Source organism: Tardiphaga sp. 172_B4_N1_3, from assembly GCF_052076035.1.
Lineage (GTDB): Bacteria > Pseudomonadota > Alphaproteobacteria > Rhizobiales > Xanthobacteraceae > Tardiphaga > Tardiphaga robiniae.
In genome coordinates this window covers 5,354,946-5,371,944 of sequence record NZ_CP197238.1, presented here as the reverse complement: position 1 = coordinate 5,371,944, position 16,999 = coordinate 5,354,946, and the positions used below count along the sequence as shown (strand labels likewise).

The window sequence follows — 16,999 nt, the reverse complement described above, 5'->3', positions numbered from 1 at the left end:
CGAGGAGCCCTTGCGACGAAGCAATCCTATCTTCCTTCGCTTGTGGCCTTCTGGATTGCCGCGTCGCTTCGCTCCTCGCAATGACGGTTGAGGATTCTGCGCGCTACAAAAATATCCCCACCACCATCGCCACCACACTGACGGCCATTGCTGCAGTCGACAGCCAACCGAGCCAGTGCAACGGCCCCTTGATCACAAAATCGCCCATCACATCCTTGCGGCGCGACATCACCATCAGCAGCACCATCACCGGCACTGCCAGAACGCCGTTGATGACGGCGCTCCAGTACAGCGCCGAGATCGGGTTAATCGAGGTGAAATTCAGCGCGATCCCGATCACCGCGGACAGTGCCAGAACCGAGTAGAACGCCACGGCCTCGCGCGGCTTGCGATCAAGGCCGACCAGCCAGCGCTGACCTTCGCCCACAGCATAGGCAGTTGAGCCTGCGAGCACCGGGATCGCCAGCAGACCCGTGCCGACGATGCCCAGCGCAAATATCCATTCCGCGAATACTCCGGCGATCGGACGCAAGGCTTCAGCCGCCTGCGCCGAGGTCTCGATATCCGTCTTGCCTGAGGCATTGAGCGTGGCCGCAGCCGTAATGATGATCGACAGCGCGATCAGGTTGGAGAACGCCATGCCGACGATCGTGTCGGCCCGAATGCGCGAAAACTCCATCGCGGCACCAATCGGCCTCTCGATCAACGGAGCTTTGGCGGGATCGATACGTTCATCCTCCGCCTCCTGCGAGGCCTGCCAGAAGAACAGATATGGCGAAATCGTCGTCCCGAGAATGGCGACTATGGTGGTGAGATACGAGCCACTCCAGGTGATTTGCGGCAGCAGGATGCCTGTGAGAGCCGCGCTCCAGTCGACCTTCACGACCGCAAGCGCGGCGACATAGGAGAACAGGCAGAGCGTCAGCCACTTCAGCACCGAGACGTAGCGCTTGTAGTCGAAGAAAATCTGCGCGCCTACCGAGAGCGCGCCGAACAGAACGACATAGACGATGCCATGACCTCCAACGAGCAGTTTGGTGGCATCGGCCATGGCGCCGAGATCGGCCGCGATGTTGATCGTGTTGGCGATGAACAGCAGTGACACGATGAGGTGCAGCAGCGATGCCGGATAGTGCCGGCAGACATTGCCGGAAATGCCGCGACCGGTCACGCTGCCTACGCGTCCGGAAATTTCCTGGATCGCGACCATCAGCGGAAAGGTCAGCAGCATGGTCCAGCCGATGCCGTAGCCGAGCTGCGCCCCGGCCTGGCTATAGGTGCCGATGCCGGACGGATCGTCGTCGGAAGCGCCGGTGATCAGACCAGGACCAAGCCGTTTCAGAAAACCTTTCGGACCAGCAGCTTCTCCCTCCTGATCATCAGGCTTCTTCTCGCTCGACTGGTCCGACATCTGATCCCTGCCATCTCACCGCTCGGCAACGTGCCGTCGCAGCTAACGTTCCGAAGCAGGGACTGGCAATGGGCTAGATCAAGGTCCGCACACCCGGTTCGAGAATACGCAGACGGGCACCGAAGCCGAGCGTGTCGAAGGATGCGCGCAGGTCGCCGGCGGTCTGTTTAAAATGCGCCCATCCGTCGGTGTGCACCGGCACAATCGTCGCATCGGGAAATGCGCGCGCCGTCTCGATCGTGTCGTTGGTGTCCATGGTGAGGTGGAATGGCCCGCGGGTTTGCGCTGCGCCGGCGAAGGGTAGCACAACGCCGGCCGGAAAACGCCGCGCGACCTCGGCGACACCATCGAACCAGACGGTGTCGCCTGTAATGTAGATCGGCCTGCTCCCTGGCGCGTTCGAGCTCAGCACGAATCCGATGACATCGCCCGACAGCGGCTCGATGCCGGCCGGGCCATGACGCGCGGGCGTCGCGGTGATCGTCAGCGAGTGACCATCCTTGCCTGTAAGTTCGGTGCTATCCCATGGCGCGAGACCCTCGACATCCCCACCGAGGCGCTTGGCGCCCGCAATGGTTGTCAGTGCGCGCGGCGCGTGGCGCAGGAAATCGCGCCCGGAGTTATCAAGGTTGTCGGAGTGCTGATCGTGACTGAGCAACACCGCATCAACCGCGCCGACTTGCGCGGCGGAGATCGCGGGACCGACGAGTTTTTCCAGCGTGACATGCGGCAGCTTGTAGGCGCCCGGATGATCGAAGGTCGGATCGGTGAGCAGCCGGAAGCCGTCGAATTCAATCAGCGCGGTGGGTCCGCCAATCAAAGTGATGGTGAGAGACATGAACTACTCCTGTCGCAGGGGGGCTGGTGAAGCGGCCGGTCTGGTGACGAGATAGATACCGAGGGCGACCGGGACGATCCCCAGGAGATCACGACTTTCAACATGCTCGCCGAGCACCATCCAGGCGAACAGCATGCCGAGTGGCGGCATCAGGAAGTGATAGGCGCTGGCAGCGGTGGCGCCGCAGGTCTTCAGCAGGTGAAACCACAGCAGATAACCGAGGATAGAACCGCCCAATGTCAGGAATGCAAACGAAGCGATCAATCGCGCACTCGGCACGATCGCGCCGATATCGGAAAACGTGAGCGCCACCGGGATCAGCACCACGCCGGCCACAAGATTCTGCACGCCGTTGCCCAGCCACAGGCTGCCCTTCGGTGCCAGCAGCTTGAACAGGATCGTCCCGGTCACGATGGATGCGAGCGATGCCAGCGTGAATACGATGCCCTGCGCGCTGTCGGTGCCCACCGATATGCGGTGCCAGACGATCGAGGTGACGCCGGCGATGCCGAGCAAGAGCCCGGCGACCTTGCGTCCGGTGAGCGGCTCCTTCAGCAACAGCGCTGCGAACACAGCCGTAAATACCGGGTTTGCGCTGACGACCAAGCCACCGAGACCGGCGGAGATGGTTTGCAGGCCGGTATAGCCGAGGCCGAGATACAGCGCGTTATTGGCCAGGCCGATGACGGCGTAAGCCGCGACATCGCGCCAGGACAGCGACCAGGCACCGCGGCGCAGGGCGGAAATCCCAAGGATCAGAACACCCGCGAGCGAAAACCGCGCAGCGAGCAGAATGAGCGGCGGGCAATCGGTAACAGCGATCTTCCCTGCGACGAAGGAGAAACTCCAAAGCAGACAGAAGATGCCGATATAGATCGGCAGCGGATTGAAGGCGGCACGGGGAACCGCAACTGACGGCGCGAGGGACATCGGAAATCTCCTTTGCCACCGGTCTATGCGCCCGCCTTCCCATTTGGAAATTAAATGATATACTTGTTGTCAGTTGAAAAACGAATGGAAAGCCGATGCTGGATCTCGAACTCCTGCGCAGCTTCGTCTCAGTGGTCGATGCCCGCGGCTTTACCCGCGCCGGCGAGCGCGTTCACCGCACCCAATCCACCGTCAGCCAGCAAATCAAGCGACTGGAAGAGGATATCGGCCAGCCGCTGCTGAACCGCACCGGCAAGGACGTGACCCCGACCGAAGCAGGCGAGCGGCTCCTGTCCTATGCGCGACGGCTGCTTGCGCTGGCGGAGGAAGCCCGCGACGTGCTGGCCCGGCCGACCAATGAAGGCGCTGTCAGGCTCGGCATCCCCGAGGATTTCGCGGCCTATCGCCTGACCGAATTGCTGGCGAATTTTTCGCGATCCCGGCCCGGCTTGCGGCTCGACGTGCGCGCCGACCAGAGCACGTATTTGCGCCGCGATCTCGAACGCGGCGAACTCGACCTGGCACTGTTCAAGCGCGCCGCCGGTGAGAAAGGTGGCATTGCGGTGTGGCCCGAGCGGATCCATTGGGTCACGAGCAAGGCGCATCCGATCGACCCCGCCATCCGGTCGGTCCCGTTGATCGGCTTTCCCGCCGGCTGCCTTTACCGGACCCGCGCAATCCATGCCATCGAGGCGGCAGGCCGCAGTTGGCACATGGCCTATACGAGCTCCGGCCTCGCCGGCATCCAGGCCGCGGTCGCCGCGGGACTTGGCCTCAGTATCCTGTCCGACATGGCTATCCAGGCCGACCATCGCATCCTGACCGCGAAAGAAGGCTTTGCGCCGATCGACCAGACTGAAGTGACGCTGATGGCCGCCCCCGATGCGAGCCCAGCAACGCTGCGGCTTGCCGACCACCTCGCCGAGTTCTGCGATACGGTGCAGGCGAAGGCGGCGTAAGGCCGCTCTTTCTTTTAATGCTCGTCGGTTTGCAGGGCCATGAAGCCATGCTTCGGACACGCCCCCAAGGAGCCCTCCATGCCGACATCCGACGCTGTTACTGTTGAGGCTCTGAGTCCCACGTCGTTCGAACCCTTCGGATGGGTGCTCGGCAAAACCGATCCTCTCAAAAAAGACGCGGTCGGCTTTCGAAGCCCGGCGAGCGATTTCTGGCACGAACACTTCTTTGATCCCGGCACGGGAGGCAACACCGAGGTCTTGTGGGTCGAGTATCGTGACAACAATCCGCTTGTCTCAAAGCTCGAAGTCCATCACCTGACCCAGCAGGCGGTCGTGCCTCTCACGAAAGAGATCGTTCAGGTCCTTTGCTTGAGTGACGCAAACCGGCAGCCGGATTTGTCGACCCTCCGAGCTTATCGTTTGTCTCCTGGCGTCGGAATCTGCATGCGCGCCGGCGTTTGGCACGCAACGCGCGCCGACAATGCGACCTGCCTGATGCTGACCCGAGGCTCGACGACGGAGGATCTTATCGACCATCTCGTCAACAGCCAGCCCGCAAAGGAGACTGCCATCCTGGAAATCCCGCAGGTTCGCCTGATCCAGGCAAAATGACGATCTATTGGATATCGCTGATCTAGCAACAGCGCGACGCAGCAATCGCGTGCATGCGCCGATCACCGAGCACATGGGCAATGAAGCCGAGGGTCTGGAAGATCCTGGCGAATGCCGCATCGCGGATGTTGAGCCCGCCGGCATAGGCGCCGAAGGCCGGCATCACCGCGCGGGTACCGTCGCTCGCAAAGCAACGACGTTCGACGGCGCGTCCGCGCGTGCTGACGCGCGCCTTAGGATGCAGATGACCGGCAATCTCGCCTGCAGCACCTGTCGGCTCATGGCGAAAGGTGATCGGGCCGATGGCGACTTCTTCCGCGACGGTGCCGCCAAGATCTGGCGGCAGCGCGGGATCGTGATTGCCTGATATCCAGATCCAGTCACGGCGCATCTGCAATGCAGACAGCACCTCGCGATTGGCCGGTGACAACCGCTCATGGGCGTCACGGTCGTGGAAACTGTCGCCAAGCGCAATCACAATGCGCGGATCGTGACGCGCGATCACCGCACCGAGGCGACCGAGTGTTGCGATCGTATCGTAGGGCGGGAGCAGCACGCCGCGATTGGCATAGCTCGAGCCCTTTTCGAGATGCAGGTCGGACACCACGAGAAGTTTCTGCTCTTCCCAATACAAGGCGCCCGACAGGTCCGCAGCTAGCGTGACGCCGGCGATGCTGACGGTGCTCATATCGACGGTGATGGTCTCAGCGTGCATGGTGCTCTTTTAAGACGAATGCGAGATTCGCAAAACCCTTACGATCCTGTCTCTTCGAATCCCGTCGCCTCTTTCACGAGTTCCTCGGCGGCTTCCGCCAGGAGCTCGTCCGACGCTTCGCCGTATACCGCTTCACGGCCAATTTCCAGCATCACCGGCACCGCCAGCGGCGACACGCGATCGAGTTCCCGGTGAATGATATGGCCCTGAATGCGGGTCAGCATGTCGCTCAATCGCCGAATGTCCAGCAATCCCGTCGCCGCATCGGCCCGCGCGGCGCGCAGCAACACATGATCGGGCTGATGCTTGCGCAGCACGTCGTAGATCAAGTCCGTGGAGAACAGCACCTGGCGGCGCGATTTCTCCTCGCCGGTGAAACGCGTGTGGATCAGCCCCGAGATCACCGCACAGGTGCGGAACGTCCGCTTCATCAGCGCCGATTCCGCGAGCCATGCTTCGAGATCGTCGCCGAGCATGTCGGGATCGAACAAAGCGGCGAGATCGAGCCTGCCCTGCCTGATCATGTGCGACGTGTCGCCGAGGCCCCATATGGCCAGCGCATATTCATTGGCAACGAAACCCAGCGGCCGCGCTCGGGCGCGTTCCAGCCGCCGCGTCAGCAGCATGCCCAATGTCTGATGCGCAAGACGGCCTTCAAACGGATAGCAGACGAGGTAATGCTTGTCGGCGCGCGGAAAGGTCTCAACCATCAACTCGCGCGCGCCGGGCACATGCGAGACATGGGCCTGCAGTAACAACCATTCGCGCACCTGGTCGGGCAGGCCTTTCCACGCCCGCTCATCGTCCAGCAGCTTGCGCACGCGTTCGGCAAGGTAGGTCGAGAGCGGAAACTTGCCGCCCATATAGGATGGCACCTTGGCGTCCTTGTCATGGGCGCGCGAGACATAGACCTGGTCCTCGACCAGGGATTCATAGCGCACGACTTCCCCGCCAAAGACAAAGGTGTCGCCGACCACGAGGCCTTCGATGAAATATTCCTCGATCTGGCCGAGCATACGCCCCCCGCGCGCCAGCGCACCAGTGACACCCTTTTTGCCTTTTCCGCTGCCTCCGCGCACCAGCCGCACCTTCAGCATCGTATCCTCGACGATGGTGCCGACATTCATGCGATACATCTGGCGCACCTTGGGATTGGTGACGCGCCACTTGCCGGAGGCGTCCTGCTTGATGCGGGCGAAACGCTCATAGATTTTCAGCGCATAGCCGCCGGACGCCACGAACTCCACGGTATCGTCGAAATCGACACGCGACAGCTCGGCATAGGGCGCCGCCGAGCGCACTTCGTCATAGAGATCGTCCGCGCGAAACGGTGCGCCGCAGGCGCAGCCGAGCACGTGCTGCGCCAGCACATCGAGCGAGCCAGTCCGCAGCGGCGGCGTGTCCTGCGCATTCTCGGCAACGGCATCGATGGCGACGCGACATTCCAGCACCTCAAAACGATTGGCCGGAACCAGTACAGCGCGCGAAGCTTCATCGATGCGGTGATTGGCGCGGCCGATCCGCTGCATCAGCCGCGAGGCGCCCTTCGGCGCGCCGACATTGATGACGAGATCCACATCGCCCCAGTCGACGCCGAGATCGAGCGACGAGGTACAGACCACACCTCGTAGTTTCCCGGCCGACATCGCGTCCTCGACCTTGCGGCGCTGCGCGACGTCCAGAGAGCCATGATGCAGCGCGATGGCGAGGCCATCGTCGTTCATGCGCCAGAGATCCTGGAACAGCATCTCGGCCTGACTGCGGGTGTTGACGAAGACCAGCGTCGTCTTGTTGACCTTGATGAGATCGTAGATCTCGCCGAGTGCATGGCGCGCGGAATGGCCGGCCCAGGGCAACCGTTCCCTGGTGTCGAGCATTTCGACCACCGGCTCGGCGGCGCCGCCGGCGACGACGATATCGGCGGAAACGCTTTCGCCTGATGGCTGCGGCACCAGGAAACGCGCCAGCGAGTCAGGCTCGGCGACCGTCGCCGACAGGCCGATGGCCCGCATGTCCGGCGCGAGCTTCCAGAGCCGCGCAAGCCCGAGCGACAGCAAATCGCCGCGCTTCGACGTCACCAGCGCATGCAACTCGTCGAGCACGACGCGCTTCAGCGATGAGAACAGAAACGGCGCGTCGTCGGACGACAACAGCAAGGCCAGCTGTTCCGGCGTGGTCAGAAGAATATCCGGCGGATAGCGCCGCTGCCGTGCCCGCCGCGACACCGGCGTGTCGCCGGTGCGCGTCTCGACCTTGATCGGCAGCTGCATCTCCGCGATCGGCGTTTCCAGGTTGCGCGCGATGTCGACCGCAAGGGCTTTCAGCGGGGAAATGTAGAGCGTGTGCAGGCCACCGGTGCGCAGAACGGTGCGGCCGGTGGAAACGACGGCGTTTTTCCCCTCGCCCCGCTTGCGGGGAGAGGGTGGCGCGGACGCAGTCCGCGACGGGTGAGGGGGAGCTTCGGCGAACTCGGGAGTTTCAATTATGCGCTCCCCCTCACCCGGCTTGTTCGCTGCACTCTCAAGCCGACCTCTCCCCGCAAGCGGGGAGAGGTTAGACAGTTCCACCAGTGTCGGAAGAAACCCGGCCAGCGTCTTGCCCGCGCCGGTTGGCGCGATCAGCAGCGCCGAGCGATCGTCCCTCGCCTTCTGCAGCAGCGCCAATTGATGTTCGCGCGGCGACCAGCCGCGCATGGCGAACCAGCGCAGGAAATGATCGGGCAGCAGGTCGGGTTCGGCGACGGATTTACGGGGCGGCACGCGTTAGAATTAGGCACTCTCAACCGTCATTGCGAGATCAGGGAAAGTTACCGTGCAACTTCCCCTACCCCATTGCGACAAAGCAATCCAGAAAACAGCAAGAGAGGATTGGATTACTTCGCCCAAACGAAATTGGCTGCGCCAATTTTCGCCGGGGCTCGCAATGACGTGGAGAGACCTGTGGTCTTATTGCGTCACCGACTTGTCGGAGATGATCCAGTCCTTGCCGTCAAACCGCTGGGTGTAGAGCGTCGCCATCGGAACATAGGCGTCATTGGTATAGCTGTAACTCACCCCCGGCAGCATTTGCGGAGCGCGGAAGCCGTTCAGGCCGATGGCCTGTTTCAGTACGTTCTCATGGGTAAGCTCGTCGCCGCAGCGGCGCAGGATCTCGGCCATGGACACGGCCTGACCATAGCCGAAGAAGGCGATCGAATTATCGGCCGAGACCGTGGGCAGATATTTCGCGCGCAAAGCTTCGAACGCCACGATGTCGGGATCCTTGGCATAAAGCGGCGAGCCGATATCCTTGCCATAGGCAATCGAGACGATGCCCTTGGCGTTCTCCAACCCTGCCGCCTCCAGGATCGATCGACCGGTGGAGCCCGCCGACAACAACTGCAGCGGCTTCCAGCCGAGCTCGACCACCTTGCGAATCGACTGCGACGTCGCCTTGCCGGTGGTGATGTTATAGAAAACATCGGCGCCGGATTTGGCGAGATTGATCAGCTGCGAGTCGATCGTGGGATCAGTGAGATCATAGGTCACCTCGGCGATCACCTTCGCGGAGCCGCCGGCTTTCGCGAGTTCATCCTTGAACGGCCCGAGGAAATCCCGGCCGAAATCATCGTTCTGATAGAGGATGCCGACTTTCGCATTCGGATTCACGCTGACGGCATATTTGGCGAGAATACGCGCCTCGGTCGGATAGAGTGGCAGGCCGGCCATGGTCCATTTGTTGTTCTTCGGATCGTTCCACTTCGATGCGCCGGTGTTGAGCAGCAGCTGCGGCACACCCTTGGAATTGAGATATTTGTGCACGGCCGTCTGCGGCGCTGTCCCGAGCGAGCCGTACAGAGCCAGGACTTCTTCCTGCTCAACGAGACGGCGCGTGGCCTCGACCGCCTTCGGTGCGCTGTAGGAATCGTCCATCGTCAGAAACTTGATCTTGCGGCCGTTGATGCCGCCTTTCTCGTTCAAGCTCTGAAAATAGGCTTCACCGACACGGCCCAGCACGCCATAGAGCGAACCGGGTCCGCTATGCGGAATGGTTTGTCCGATCTTGATTTCAGTGTCGCTGGCGCCTGGATCGTATTTCTTGTCGGCGGCGATAGCGGCCGTCACAGTCAGTGGCAACACGACGACGGCGACCCGCGCCGCAGACGCAAATAGTCCCTTGTTCATGGCGTTTTCTCCCTGATGATTTTTGATACGGCTCTTTGCGAGTCCGATTGGTCGTCTCCATCCCCGGCCTATCCGCCGGGGATGGTCGTTATTTTAAGATACGCGCTTACTGGCTCACCGGCTTGTCCGACAGATCCCAGTCGGTGCCGTTGAATGTGCCCACATAGAGCGCCTTGATGGTGGTGTAGTCGGTCGGCGTGAAGCCATAGGTGATACCCGGCAGGAACACCGGTGCGCGGTAGCCTTCCAGATTGGTGGCATGCTTCAGGACATTCTCACGGGTGAGATCGTCGCCGCAGCGGCGCAGGATCTCCGCCATGGTCACGCCCTGCGAATAGCCCTGGAATGCGATGGTGTTGTCGGGATCGACATTCGGCAGATACTTCTTGCGCAGCTCCTGAAAGGCGATCACGTCCGGATCGTCCTTCCACTTCTCGCTGCCGACTTCCTTGGTGTAGGTCATCGCGACGATGCCCTTGGCATTCTCGGCGCCGGCGGCGTTGATGATCGAGCGACCGCTCGAGGTCGACACCAGGAGATGCAGCGGCTTCCAGCCGAGCTCCGCGACCTTGCGGATCGACTGCGACGTCGCCTTGCCGGTGGAGATGTTGAAGAAAGTGTCGGCGCCCGATTTCGCCAGATTGATCAGTTGGGAATCGATGGTCGGATCGGTGAGGTCATAAGACGCCTCGGCGATCACCTTCGCGGAGCCGCCCGCTTCGGCCAGAATCTCCTTGAACGAATTCATGAAGTCCTTTCCGAACTCGTCGTTCTGGTAAAGGATCGCGACCTTGACGTTCGGCTTGGCCTGCATCAGGTAGCGCGCGATGATCCGGCCCTCGGTCGAATAGATCGGCAGGCCCGGCGTGGTCCACTTGAACTCTTTCGGATTGTTCCAGCGCGAGGCGCCGGTGTTGAGCAACAGCTGCGGGATCTTCTTGCTGTTGAGAAACTTCTGCACCGCCGACTGCGGCGCAGTGCCCAGCGAGCCGAACAGCGCCAGCACCTCGTCCTGCTCCGCCAGCCGGCGGGTGGCCTCGACGGCCTTCGGCGCGCTGTAGGCATCGTCCAGCGACATGAAATTGATCTTGCGCCCGTTGATGCCGCCCTTCTCGTTCAGCATCTGGAAATAGGCGGCCTGGGTCCGGCCGATCACGCCGTACAGGGAACCGGCGCCGCTATAGGGAATGGTCTGACCGAGCTTGATTTCGGTGTCGCTAGCACCGGGGTCGTATTTCTTGTCCGCCGCAGAGGCCGAATGGGCCAGTACGGAGACAACTGCAGCGAGTGTCGCGGTCCTGAAGACGGACCTGTGGCGCGAAGGCATCTGGTGTTTTCTCCCTGAGACCCGCTTGTGCGGGTGTGTTTTTGTGACCCGTCGCGGCGTTGATCGCGGCTGTACGAGCTTGCCCTTATCCTCTGCGGGCGCGACAGGCTTGGCAATCCCTCGCAGGTTGCCTCATGTTTTCCGTGGGTTGGCTATCGACAGGGTCTCAGCGCACCCAAACGTGACGAAATACGCACTGCGCCAAGAGCATCTAAACGTTTATTTAACCGGCTTTTTTCGGCCGGCGCCGCAGCGGTTGCAATGTCGGACAGTGTGGCCGTCCGGATACAGCCAATATGGCCCGACTCCCCTATTCTAACGGTTCAAATCTGAATTGGGGTCGACCATGAAACGTATTCTTCTTGCCAGCGCCGCGATCATCGGCACCGCCGTCAGCGCGCAGGCCGCCGACATGGCCGTCAAGGCCCCTTATTACAAGGCGCCGCTCGTCTCGGTCTATAACTGGACCGGCTTCTACATCGGTGTGAACGCCGGTGTCGGCATCGGCCGCGACCGCGTCACCCACAGCTACACCGGCGACTCGCTGTATCTCACGCCGCAGGGCGGCTTCGGCGGCGGCCAGATCGGCTATAACTGGCAGGGCGACTCGCTGCTCGGCCCGATCGTTTACGGCCTCGAAGCCGACATCCAGGGTTCGGGCCTCACGGGCGGTGGCGCCAATGTGGTTGGCCCGCTGCAGACCGTCTACGGTCAGAAGTCGGATTGGTTCGGCACCGTTCGTGGCCGCGTCGGTCTCGCAACCGGTCCGGTCCTCAGCTACTTCACCGGTGGTTTCGCTTACGGCAACGTCAAGACCACGATCACCGAAGGCGCCGTGACGACGTTCTCGGACAGCCGCATGGCGACTGGCTGGACCATCGGCAGCGGCGTGGAAGCAGCGCTCGGCGGCAACTGGACCGGCAAGATCGAATATCTCTACCTGAACCTCGGCAATCGCTCCGACGCGTTCGCCACCCCCACCCAGCTCACCAACACCGAGCTGCGTGAGAACCTGTTCCGCGTCGGCCTGAACTACCGCATCGGCGGCAGCAGCGTTTACACCCCGGTCGCCGCGGCGAACTGGACCGGCTGGTACCTCGGCGGCAACATCGGCTCCGGCACCGGTCGCGATCGCACCACGCTTACCGGCATCACCCCGGTTCCCGAGCAGTTCAACCTTGCTCCGGACGGCATCAACGGCGGCGCCCAGATCGGTTATAACTGGCAGGCATCGAACTGGGTTTACGGTATCGAAACCGACATCCAGGCTTCCAGCCAGCGTGACAACAAGACCGCTGTCGTTCTCGGCCTCGTCAGCTACGATCAGAAGCTGCCCTGGTTCGGCACGGTTCGTGGCCGCCTCGGCTACTCGGTCGGTTCGACCCTGTTCTATGCCACCGGCGGTTACGCTTACGGCGGCGTGAAGACCAAGGTCAACGCACTGGGCGTCGAAGTTGCCAACGCTTCGACCACCAAGAGCGGCTGGACCGCTGGTGCGGGCATCGAGACCCCGTTCAAGCTGCTCGGCCTGTTCGGACCGAACTGGACCTCGAAGACCGAATATCTCTATGTCGACCTCGGCTCGGCTTCGACCACGGTCCTTCCCGGCGTCGTCAGCGAGAGCAAGGTCACCGAGCACATCTTCCGTACCGGCCTGAACTACCACTTCAACAGCCCGGTCGTTGCGAAGTACTGATCTCAGCGACATCCGCTAAAATCGAAAACCCCGGCCGCGAGGCCGGGGTTTTTGTTTGTGGCCGTCACATTTGACGGTTTCCAACTACCTGTGGCTGTCAAACCACAGACACACTTCAGCAACGAGACTATATCCTGTTACCCTTAAGTGGGGGAACAACATCACATGAAGAATGTCGTGGCCGCTGCGGCCTTAGCAGGCATGGCCGTCAGTGCACAGGCAGCCGATCTGCCGCTCAAAGCAGTGACCTATAAAGCCCCTGTTTCCTCGGTATATGATTGGACCGGCTTCTATTTCGGCGTGAACGCAGGTGTCGGGGTTGGAAGCGACCGCACCCGGTTGAGTATCCCGAACATCACCTCTGAGCAAACCAACCTGTCGCCGTTCGGCGCGATCGGCGGCGCTCAGGTCGGTTACAATTGGCAGCGTCAGAACTGGGTGCTCGGCATCGAGACGGATTTTCAAGGATCCAGCCAGCGCGACGATCACACATGTCTGTTCGTCTGCGTGGCGACCAACCGCCTGACCTTCGATCGTAAGCTCGACTGGTTTGGAACCGCGCGCGGTCGTATCGGCTATACGACGGGTCCCGTGCTGGGCTATTTCACTGGCGGTTTCGCCTACGGCAACGTCAAGACCACAATCGGCGAAACAGTCCTCGTCGGCCCCGGCGGGCTGCCACCACTCCGAGCGGTCAGCGCATCCTTTGAGAATGAACAGGTTCATACCGGCTACACCATCGGCAGCGGTGTCGAAGCCGCGCTGGGCGGTAACTGGACCGGCAAGCTCGAATATCTTTATCTCGATCTCGGCTCGCGCAACGCGACCTACACCTTCGCCAACACGCCGCACACAGTTGATACGCGCTATCGCGACAACATCTTTCGTGCAGGCCTGAATTACCGGATCGGCGACGTTGCAACCTATGCACCCCCGCCTGCGGCAAACTGGTCCGGCCTCTATGTCGGCGGCAACGTCGGCTCGGGTTATGGCCGCGACCGCAGCTCCTACGTTGTCGGCGCGTATAACGAACAGTTCAATCTGACCCCCAAGGGCTTCCTTGGCGGCGGCCAGATCGGCTATAACTGGCAATCCGGCGCCTGGGTTGCTGGCGTCGAGGCTGACTTTCAGGGATCGACCCAGAAGGATGACGACGCCTGCGTCACGCTCTGTACGCCCGGACTGTCGATCTCGTTGAACCGGAAACTATCCTGGCTCGGAACCGCGCGCGGGCGCCTAGGCTATTCGGTGGGCTCAACACTGTTCTATGCAACCGGCGGCTATGCTTATGGCGAGATCAAGACTGATGTCGCCGCAAATACCGGCTCGAGCAGCACGACTGCAGCGTTCAAGCATAGTCAGGGTGGCTGGACCGCCGGCGGCGGCATCGAAAGGCCGCTGCAATTCTTCGGCTGGATCGGCCCGAACTGGACTTCGAAGACCGAGTATCTGTATGTCGATCTCGGGCACGGCGGCGACAGCTTCGTTGGCTTGGGCGCAACACATACGATTTCAAGCAACGTTACAGAGCACATCTTCCGTACCGGCCTGAACTACCACTTCAACAGCCCGGTCGTTGCGAAGTACTGATCTCAGCAACATCCGTTCAATCGAAAACCCCGGCCTCGCGGCCGGGGTTTTTGCTTGTGTCTTCGAGTAATGCCGTTTCGGGAAAATTAACCACGAGGGAGGCAATATCTAGGTACCGCAATTTTTTGGTCGCGCGGCTACAGACAGCATCTAGTTACCGCTTCATAGTTCCACCAGAAATCTGAACTGGATCGCCATCATGAAAAGCCTCTGCCTCACGACCGCGGCACTGCTCGCTCTGACCACCGGTGCGCAAGCCGCCGACATGGCCGCGAAGGCGCCGTACTACAAAGCGCCGGTAGTCGCCGTTTATGACTGGACCGGCCTCTATCTGGGCGTCAACGCCGGCATCGGGCTCGGCCGGGATCGCGCCATCCACAACGACGGATTTCTGGGCACCGAATCGACCTACCTGTCACCGCAAGGCGCGCTCGGCGGCGGTCAGGTCGGCTACAACTGGCAGACCGGCTCCATGCTCGGCCCGGTGGTCTACGGCCTCGAAGCCGACATCCAGGGCGCAGGCCTGAGCGATGACCGCACCAATCTGGGCAGCCCGTTCGTGTCGACCACCTACAATCAGAAGATCGACTGGTTCGGCACGGTTCGCGGCCGCATCGGCCTCGCCACCGGTCCCGTGCTCAGCTACGTGACTGGCGGTTACGCTTACGGCAACGTAAAGACCAGCATCACCTTCGATAACTCCGGGACTGTCTTCTCGACCAACAAGATACAGAACGGCTGGGTCGTCGGCAGCGGTGTTGAAGCGGCCCTCGGCGGCAACTGGACCGGCAAGATCGAGTATCTCTACCTGAACATGGGGAACAACAGCTACACGTTCGGCGCCCAGACGCTCAACACCGAAGTTCGCGAGAACATCTTTCGCGTCGGGCTGAACTACCGCGTCGGCGGCAGCGCCGTTTACACGCCGGTCGTCGCAGCGGACTGGACCGGCTGGTATCTCGGCGGCAACGTCGGTTCCGGCACCGGCCGCGATCGCAGCAGCATCTTCAAACCAGGTGATCTGCCTGGCGACCCGGCCACGAGCCTGATCTTCAACCTCGCTCCCGACGGCATCAATGGCGGCTTGCAGCTTGGTTATAACTGGCAAGCCGCGAACTGGGTCTACGGTCTGGAAGCCGACATCCAGGCCTCCAGCCAGCGCGACAACAAGACCGTGATCGACTTCGGCAGCCTCGCCCATGACGCCAAGCTGCCCTGGTTCGGCACGGTTCGCGGCCGCCTTGGCTACTCCGTGGGATCGACCCTGTTCTATGCCACCGGCGGTTACGCTTACGGCGGCGTGAAGACCAAGATCAGCGAAGACGGCGTCCAGGCGTTCAATGTTTCGACCACCAAGAGCGGCTGGACCGCCGGCGCGGGTATCGAAACCCCGTTCCGGCTTCTCGGCCTGTTCGGACCGAACTGGACCTCCAAGACCGAATATCTCTATGTCGATCTCGGCACGGCCTCGAACACCGTCGACACCGTGACCGTCACGACCGCGGTCACCGAACACATCTTCCGCACCGGCCTGAACTACCACTTCAACAGCCCGGTCGTTGCGAAGTACTGATCACAGCGACATCTCCGATAGGCAAAACCCCGGCCTCGCGGCCGGGTTTTTTATTTGGTAGGACGCCTGGCGCTCACAGACGTCATTGCCCGGCCGTCATCGCAAGGAGCCCTTGCAACGAAGCGACCGTCTTTTCGCTTCGATTTCTGGATTGCGCCAGCAAACTTGCCCTGGCTGACCCCGACGGCGTTAAAGCCGACGCTTGATCGCGACGGCCACCAGTCCTGGTGCGGCAACGCCGCGTTCCGTGCGAGACGAAACGCGTTCAAGATGAATGAGCGCCAGGCCAGCAGCTGCGATCAGGCCGCGCAGATGATCTTCGCTCTGCGCATAACGCAAGCCCGCGCCGAGAGCGACACCGTCGCCGTCATGTGTCTCGGCCGTAAAGGCGAGCAGCCCGTCTGGAACGAGCACGCGCGTAGCTTCTCGCAAAACCGGCGCAAGGTCGTGCAGATAGATCAAGACGTCGGCTGCGATGACCAGCTCGACACTGCTATCTGACCGGCGGCACAAACCCTCGACGATCTCGGCCACTTCAAGCTCGGCGTAAAGCCCGGTGGCATGAGCGCGCTCGATCATGCGCGGCGACAGGTCGATGCCGATGATGGCGCCAGTGCAGGCGGCAAAAGCGCCGGCCGCCAGCCCGGTGCCGCAACCGAGATCGATGGCGCGAGGGAAGAGCATCGCCCTATCCGTCGCAGCGCACGCGGCACGCACGGCGCCCAACAGGACCGCTGGTCCGCGATAACCGAGTGTATCGACCAGCGCGGCGTCGAACTTGGGCGCGTATTGATCGAACAGCGCCGTCACATAGGTCGCCGGCATGGCCGAGAGATCGTCAGCGCCGAGCCGCATCAACCGCAGACCAGCACCGTTGCGATCACCGGGATCACAGGCCTGCGCGCGGCGAAACGCGGCGATGGCGCCGGCGGTGTCACCCAGCTGCTCTCGGACCTCCCCGAGCACGAACCATGCGGTGGCAAAGCCCGGCGCCAAATCAGTGGCCTGCTCGAACAGATCGGCCGCCGCCACCAGATCGCCCTGCACCTGCAGGTCGCGCGCATAGTCGAAACGCCGGTCGGCGTTCATATCGCCGGATGACATGAACAAGCGCGCGGGCATGGTGGGAACCGATCGGAGGGCGGGGCGTTCGCAGGATGACTCGAACCAACCCAAGGCGGACCT

At 61.9% G+C, this 16,999-nt stretch carries 13 protein-coding genes; 5 read left to right on the top strand and 8 right to left on the bottom strand.

Annotated features, from left to right (window positions below; genetic code table 11):
- Positions 1–103 precede the first annotated feature (103 nt).
- The 3 genes from AB7783_RS25410 to AB7783_RS25400 form a co-directional block, all read right to left on the bottom strand.
- Positions 104–1,411: an NRAMP family divalent metal transporter gene (locus AB7783_RS25410; protein ID WP_441279118.1), complete on the bottom strand. Its 1,308-nt coding sequence runs from the start codon at positions 1,409–1,411 to the stop codon at positions 104–106.
- Positions 1,412–1,484: 73 nt separating this feature from the next.
- A complete protein-coding gene (locus tag AB7783_RS25405) occupies positions 1,485–2,249 on the bottom strand; it encodes an MBL fold metallo-hydrolase (RefSeq protein ID WP_315840310.1) in 765 nt (254 codons plus the stop codon).
- A gap of 3 nt (positions 2,250–2,252) precedes the next feature.
- A complete protein-coding gene (locus AB7783_RS25400; RefSeq protein WP_175365911.1) occupies positions 2,253–3,179 on the bottom strand; it encodes a DMT family transporter in 927 nt (308 codons plus the stop codon).
- Positions 3,180–3,274: 95 nt separating this feature from the next.
- Here AB7783_RS25400 and AB7783_RS25395 point away from each other — a divergent pair, with 95 nt between their 5' ends.
- Together AB7783_RS25395 and AB7783_RS25390 are read left to right on the top strand one after the other, a co-directional pair.
- On the top strand, positions 3,275–4,138 hold the full coding sequence (locus tag AB7783_RS25395; RefSeq protein WP_116664696.1) for a LysR substrate-binding domain-containing protein: 864 nt from the start codon (positions 3,275–3,277) through the stop codon (positions 4,136–4,138).
- 78 nt (positions 4,139–4,216) lie between these two features.
- Positions 4,217–4,750 (top strand): ureidoglycolate lyase, encoded by a 534-nt coding sequence (locus AB7783_RS25390; RefSeq protein WP_441279117.1) that lies wholly within the window; start codon positions 4,217–4,219, stop codon positions 4,748–4,750.
- 22 nt (positions 4,751–4,772) lie between these two features.
- On the opposite strand, the gene pdeM is transcribed toward AB7783_RS25390, so the two are convergent.
- From pdeM to AB7783_RS25370, 4 genes are all read right to left on the bottom strand, one after another.
- Positions 4,773–5,465: a ligase-associated DNA damage response endonuclease PdeM gene (gene pdeM, locus AB7783_RS25385; RefSeq protein WP_441279116.1), complete on the bottom strand. Its 693-nt coding sequence runs from the start codon at positions 5,463–5,465 to the stop codon at positions 4,773–4,775.
- Positions 5,466–5,503: 38 nt separating this feature from the next.
- The gene (locus tag AB7783_RS25380) at positions 5,504–8,224 is read right to left on the bottom strand and encodes a ligase-associated DNA damage response DEXH box helicase (protein WP_441279115.1); all 2,721 of its coding nucleotides are present in this window, start codon (positions 8,222–8,224) and stop codon (positions 5,504–5,506) included.
- A gap of 186 nt (positions 8,225–8,410) precedes the next feature.
- Positions 8,411–9,628 carry an ABC transporter substrate-binding protein gene (locus AB7783_RS25375; RefSeq protein WP_441279114.1) on the bottom strand — a complete coding sequence of 406 codons (1,218 nt, stop codon included), beginning with the start codon at positions 9,626–9,628 and terminating at the stop codon, positions 8,411–8,413.
- Between the two features lie 106 nt (positions 9,629–9,734).
- Positions 9,735–10,955, bottom strand: a complete 1,221-nt coding sequence (locus tag AB7783_RS25370; RefSeq protein WP_441279113.1) for an ABC transporter substrate-binding protein — start codon at positions 10,953–10,955, stop codon at positions 9,735–9,737.
- Between the two features lie 346 nt (positions 10,956–11,301).
- On the opposite strand from AB7783_RS25370, the gene AB7783_RS25365 reads away from it, so the two are divergent.
- The 3 genes from AB7783_RS25365 to AB7783_RS25355 all read left to right on the top strand — a co-directional run bounded on the left by AB7783_RS25365 (position 11,302) and on the right by AB7783_RS25355 (position 15,814).
- Entirely contained in the window at positions 11,302–12,651 is a 1,350-nt protein-coding gene (locus AB7783_RS25365; RefSeq protein ID WP_441279112.1) for an outer membrane protein, read from the top strand.
- A gap of 165 nt (positions 12,652–12,816) precedes the next feature.
- Positions 12,817–14,241 carry an outer membrane protein gene (locus AB7783_RS25360; protein ID WP_441279111.1) on the top strand — a complete coding sequence of 475 codons (1,425 nt, stop codon included), beginning with the start codon at positions 12,817–12,819 and terminating at the stop codon, positions 14,239–14,241.
- Between the two features lie 199 nt (positions 14,242–14,440).
- The gene (locus AB7783_RS25355) at positions 14,441–15,814 is read left to right on the top strand and encodes an outer membrane protein (RefSeq protein WP_441279110.1); all 1,374 of its coding nucleotides are present in this window, start codon (positions 14,441–14,443) and stop codon (positions 15,812–15,814) included.
- Positions 15,815–16,003: 189 nt separating this feature from the next.
- Here AB7783_RS25355 and AB7783_RS25350 read toward each other — a convergent pair whose 3' ends face one another.
- Positions 16,004–16,936, bottom strand: coding sequence for a class I SAM-dependent DNA methyltransferase (locus AB7783_RS25350; RefSeq protein WP_089266796.1), 933 nt, complete (start codon positions 16,934–16,936; stop codon positions 16,004–16,006).
- Positions 16,937–16,999 lie beyond the last annotated feature (63 nt).

What these genes read in the sequence shown, in the direction of transcription:
- AB7783_RS25410 (WP_441279118.1), bottom strand. Translation starts at nt 1,411, where the DNA reads ATGTCGGACCAGTCGAGCGAGAAGAAGCCTGATGATCAGGAGGGAGAA.
- AB7783_RS25365 (WP_441279112.1), top strand. Translation starts at nt 11,302, where the DNA reads ATGAAACGTATTCTTCTTGCCAGCGCCGCGATCATCGGCACCGCCGTC.
- AB7783_RS25400 (WP_175365911.1), bottom strand. Translation starts at nt 3,179, where the DNA reads ATGTCCCTCGCGCCGTCAGTTGCGGTTCCCCGTGCCGCCTTCAATCCG.
- pdeM (WP_441279116.1), bottom strand. Translation starts at nt 5,465, where the DNA reads ATGCACGCTGAGACCATCACCGTCGATATGAGCACCGTCAGCATCGCC.
- AB7783_RS25350 (WP_089266796.1), bottom strand. Translation starts at nt 16,936, where the DNA reads ATGCCCGCGCGCTTGTTCATGTCATCCGGCGATATGAACGCCGACCGG.
- AB7783_RS25390 (WP_441279117.1), top strand. Translation starts at nt 4,217, where the DNA reads ATGCCGACATCCGACGCTGTTACTGTTGAGGCTCTGAGTCCCACGTCG.
- AB7783_RS25375 (WP_441279114.1), bottom strand. Translation starts at nt 9,628, where the DNA reads ATGAACAAGGGACTATTTGCGTCTGCGGCGCGGGTCGCCGTCGTCGTG.
- AB7783_RS25395 (WP_116664696.1), top strand. Translation starts at nt 3,275, where the DNA reads ATGCTGGATCTCGAACTCCTGCGCAGCTTCGTCTCAGTGGTCGATGCC.
- AB7783_RS25355 (WP_441279110.1), top strand. Translation starts at nt 14,441, where the DNA reads ATGAAAAGCCTCTGCCTCACGACCGCGGCACTGCTCGCTCTGACCACC.
- AB7783_RS25370 (WP_441279113.1), bottom strand. Translation starts at nt 10,955, where the DNA reads ATGCCTTCGCGCCACAGGTCCGTCTTCAGGACCGCGACACTCGCTGCA.
- AB7783_RS25405 (WP_315840310.1), bottom strand. Translation starts at nt 2,249, where the DNA reads ATGTCTCTCACCATCACTTTGATTGGCGGACCCACCGCGCTGATTGAA.
- AB7783_RS25360 (WP_441279111.1), top strand. Translation starts at nt 12,817, where the DNA reads ATGAAGAATGTCGTGGCCGCTGCGGCCTTAGCAGGCATGGCCGTCAGT.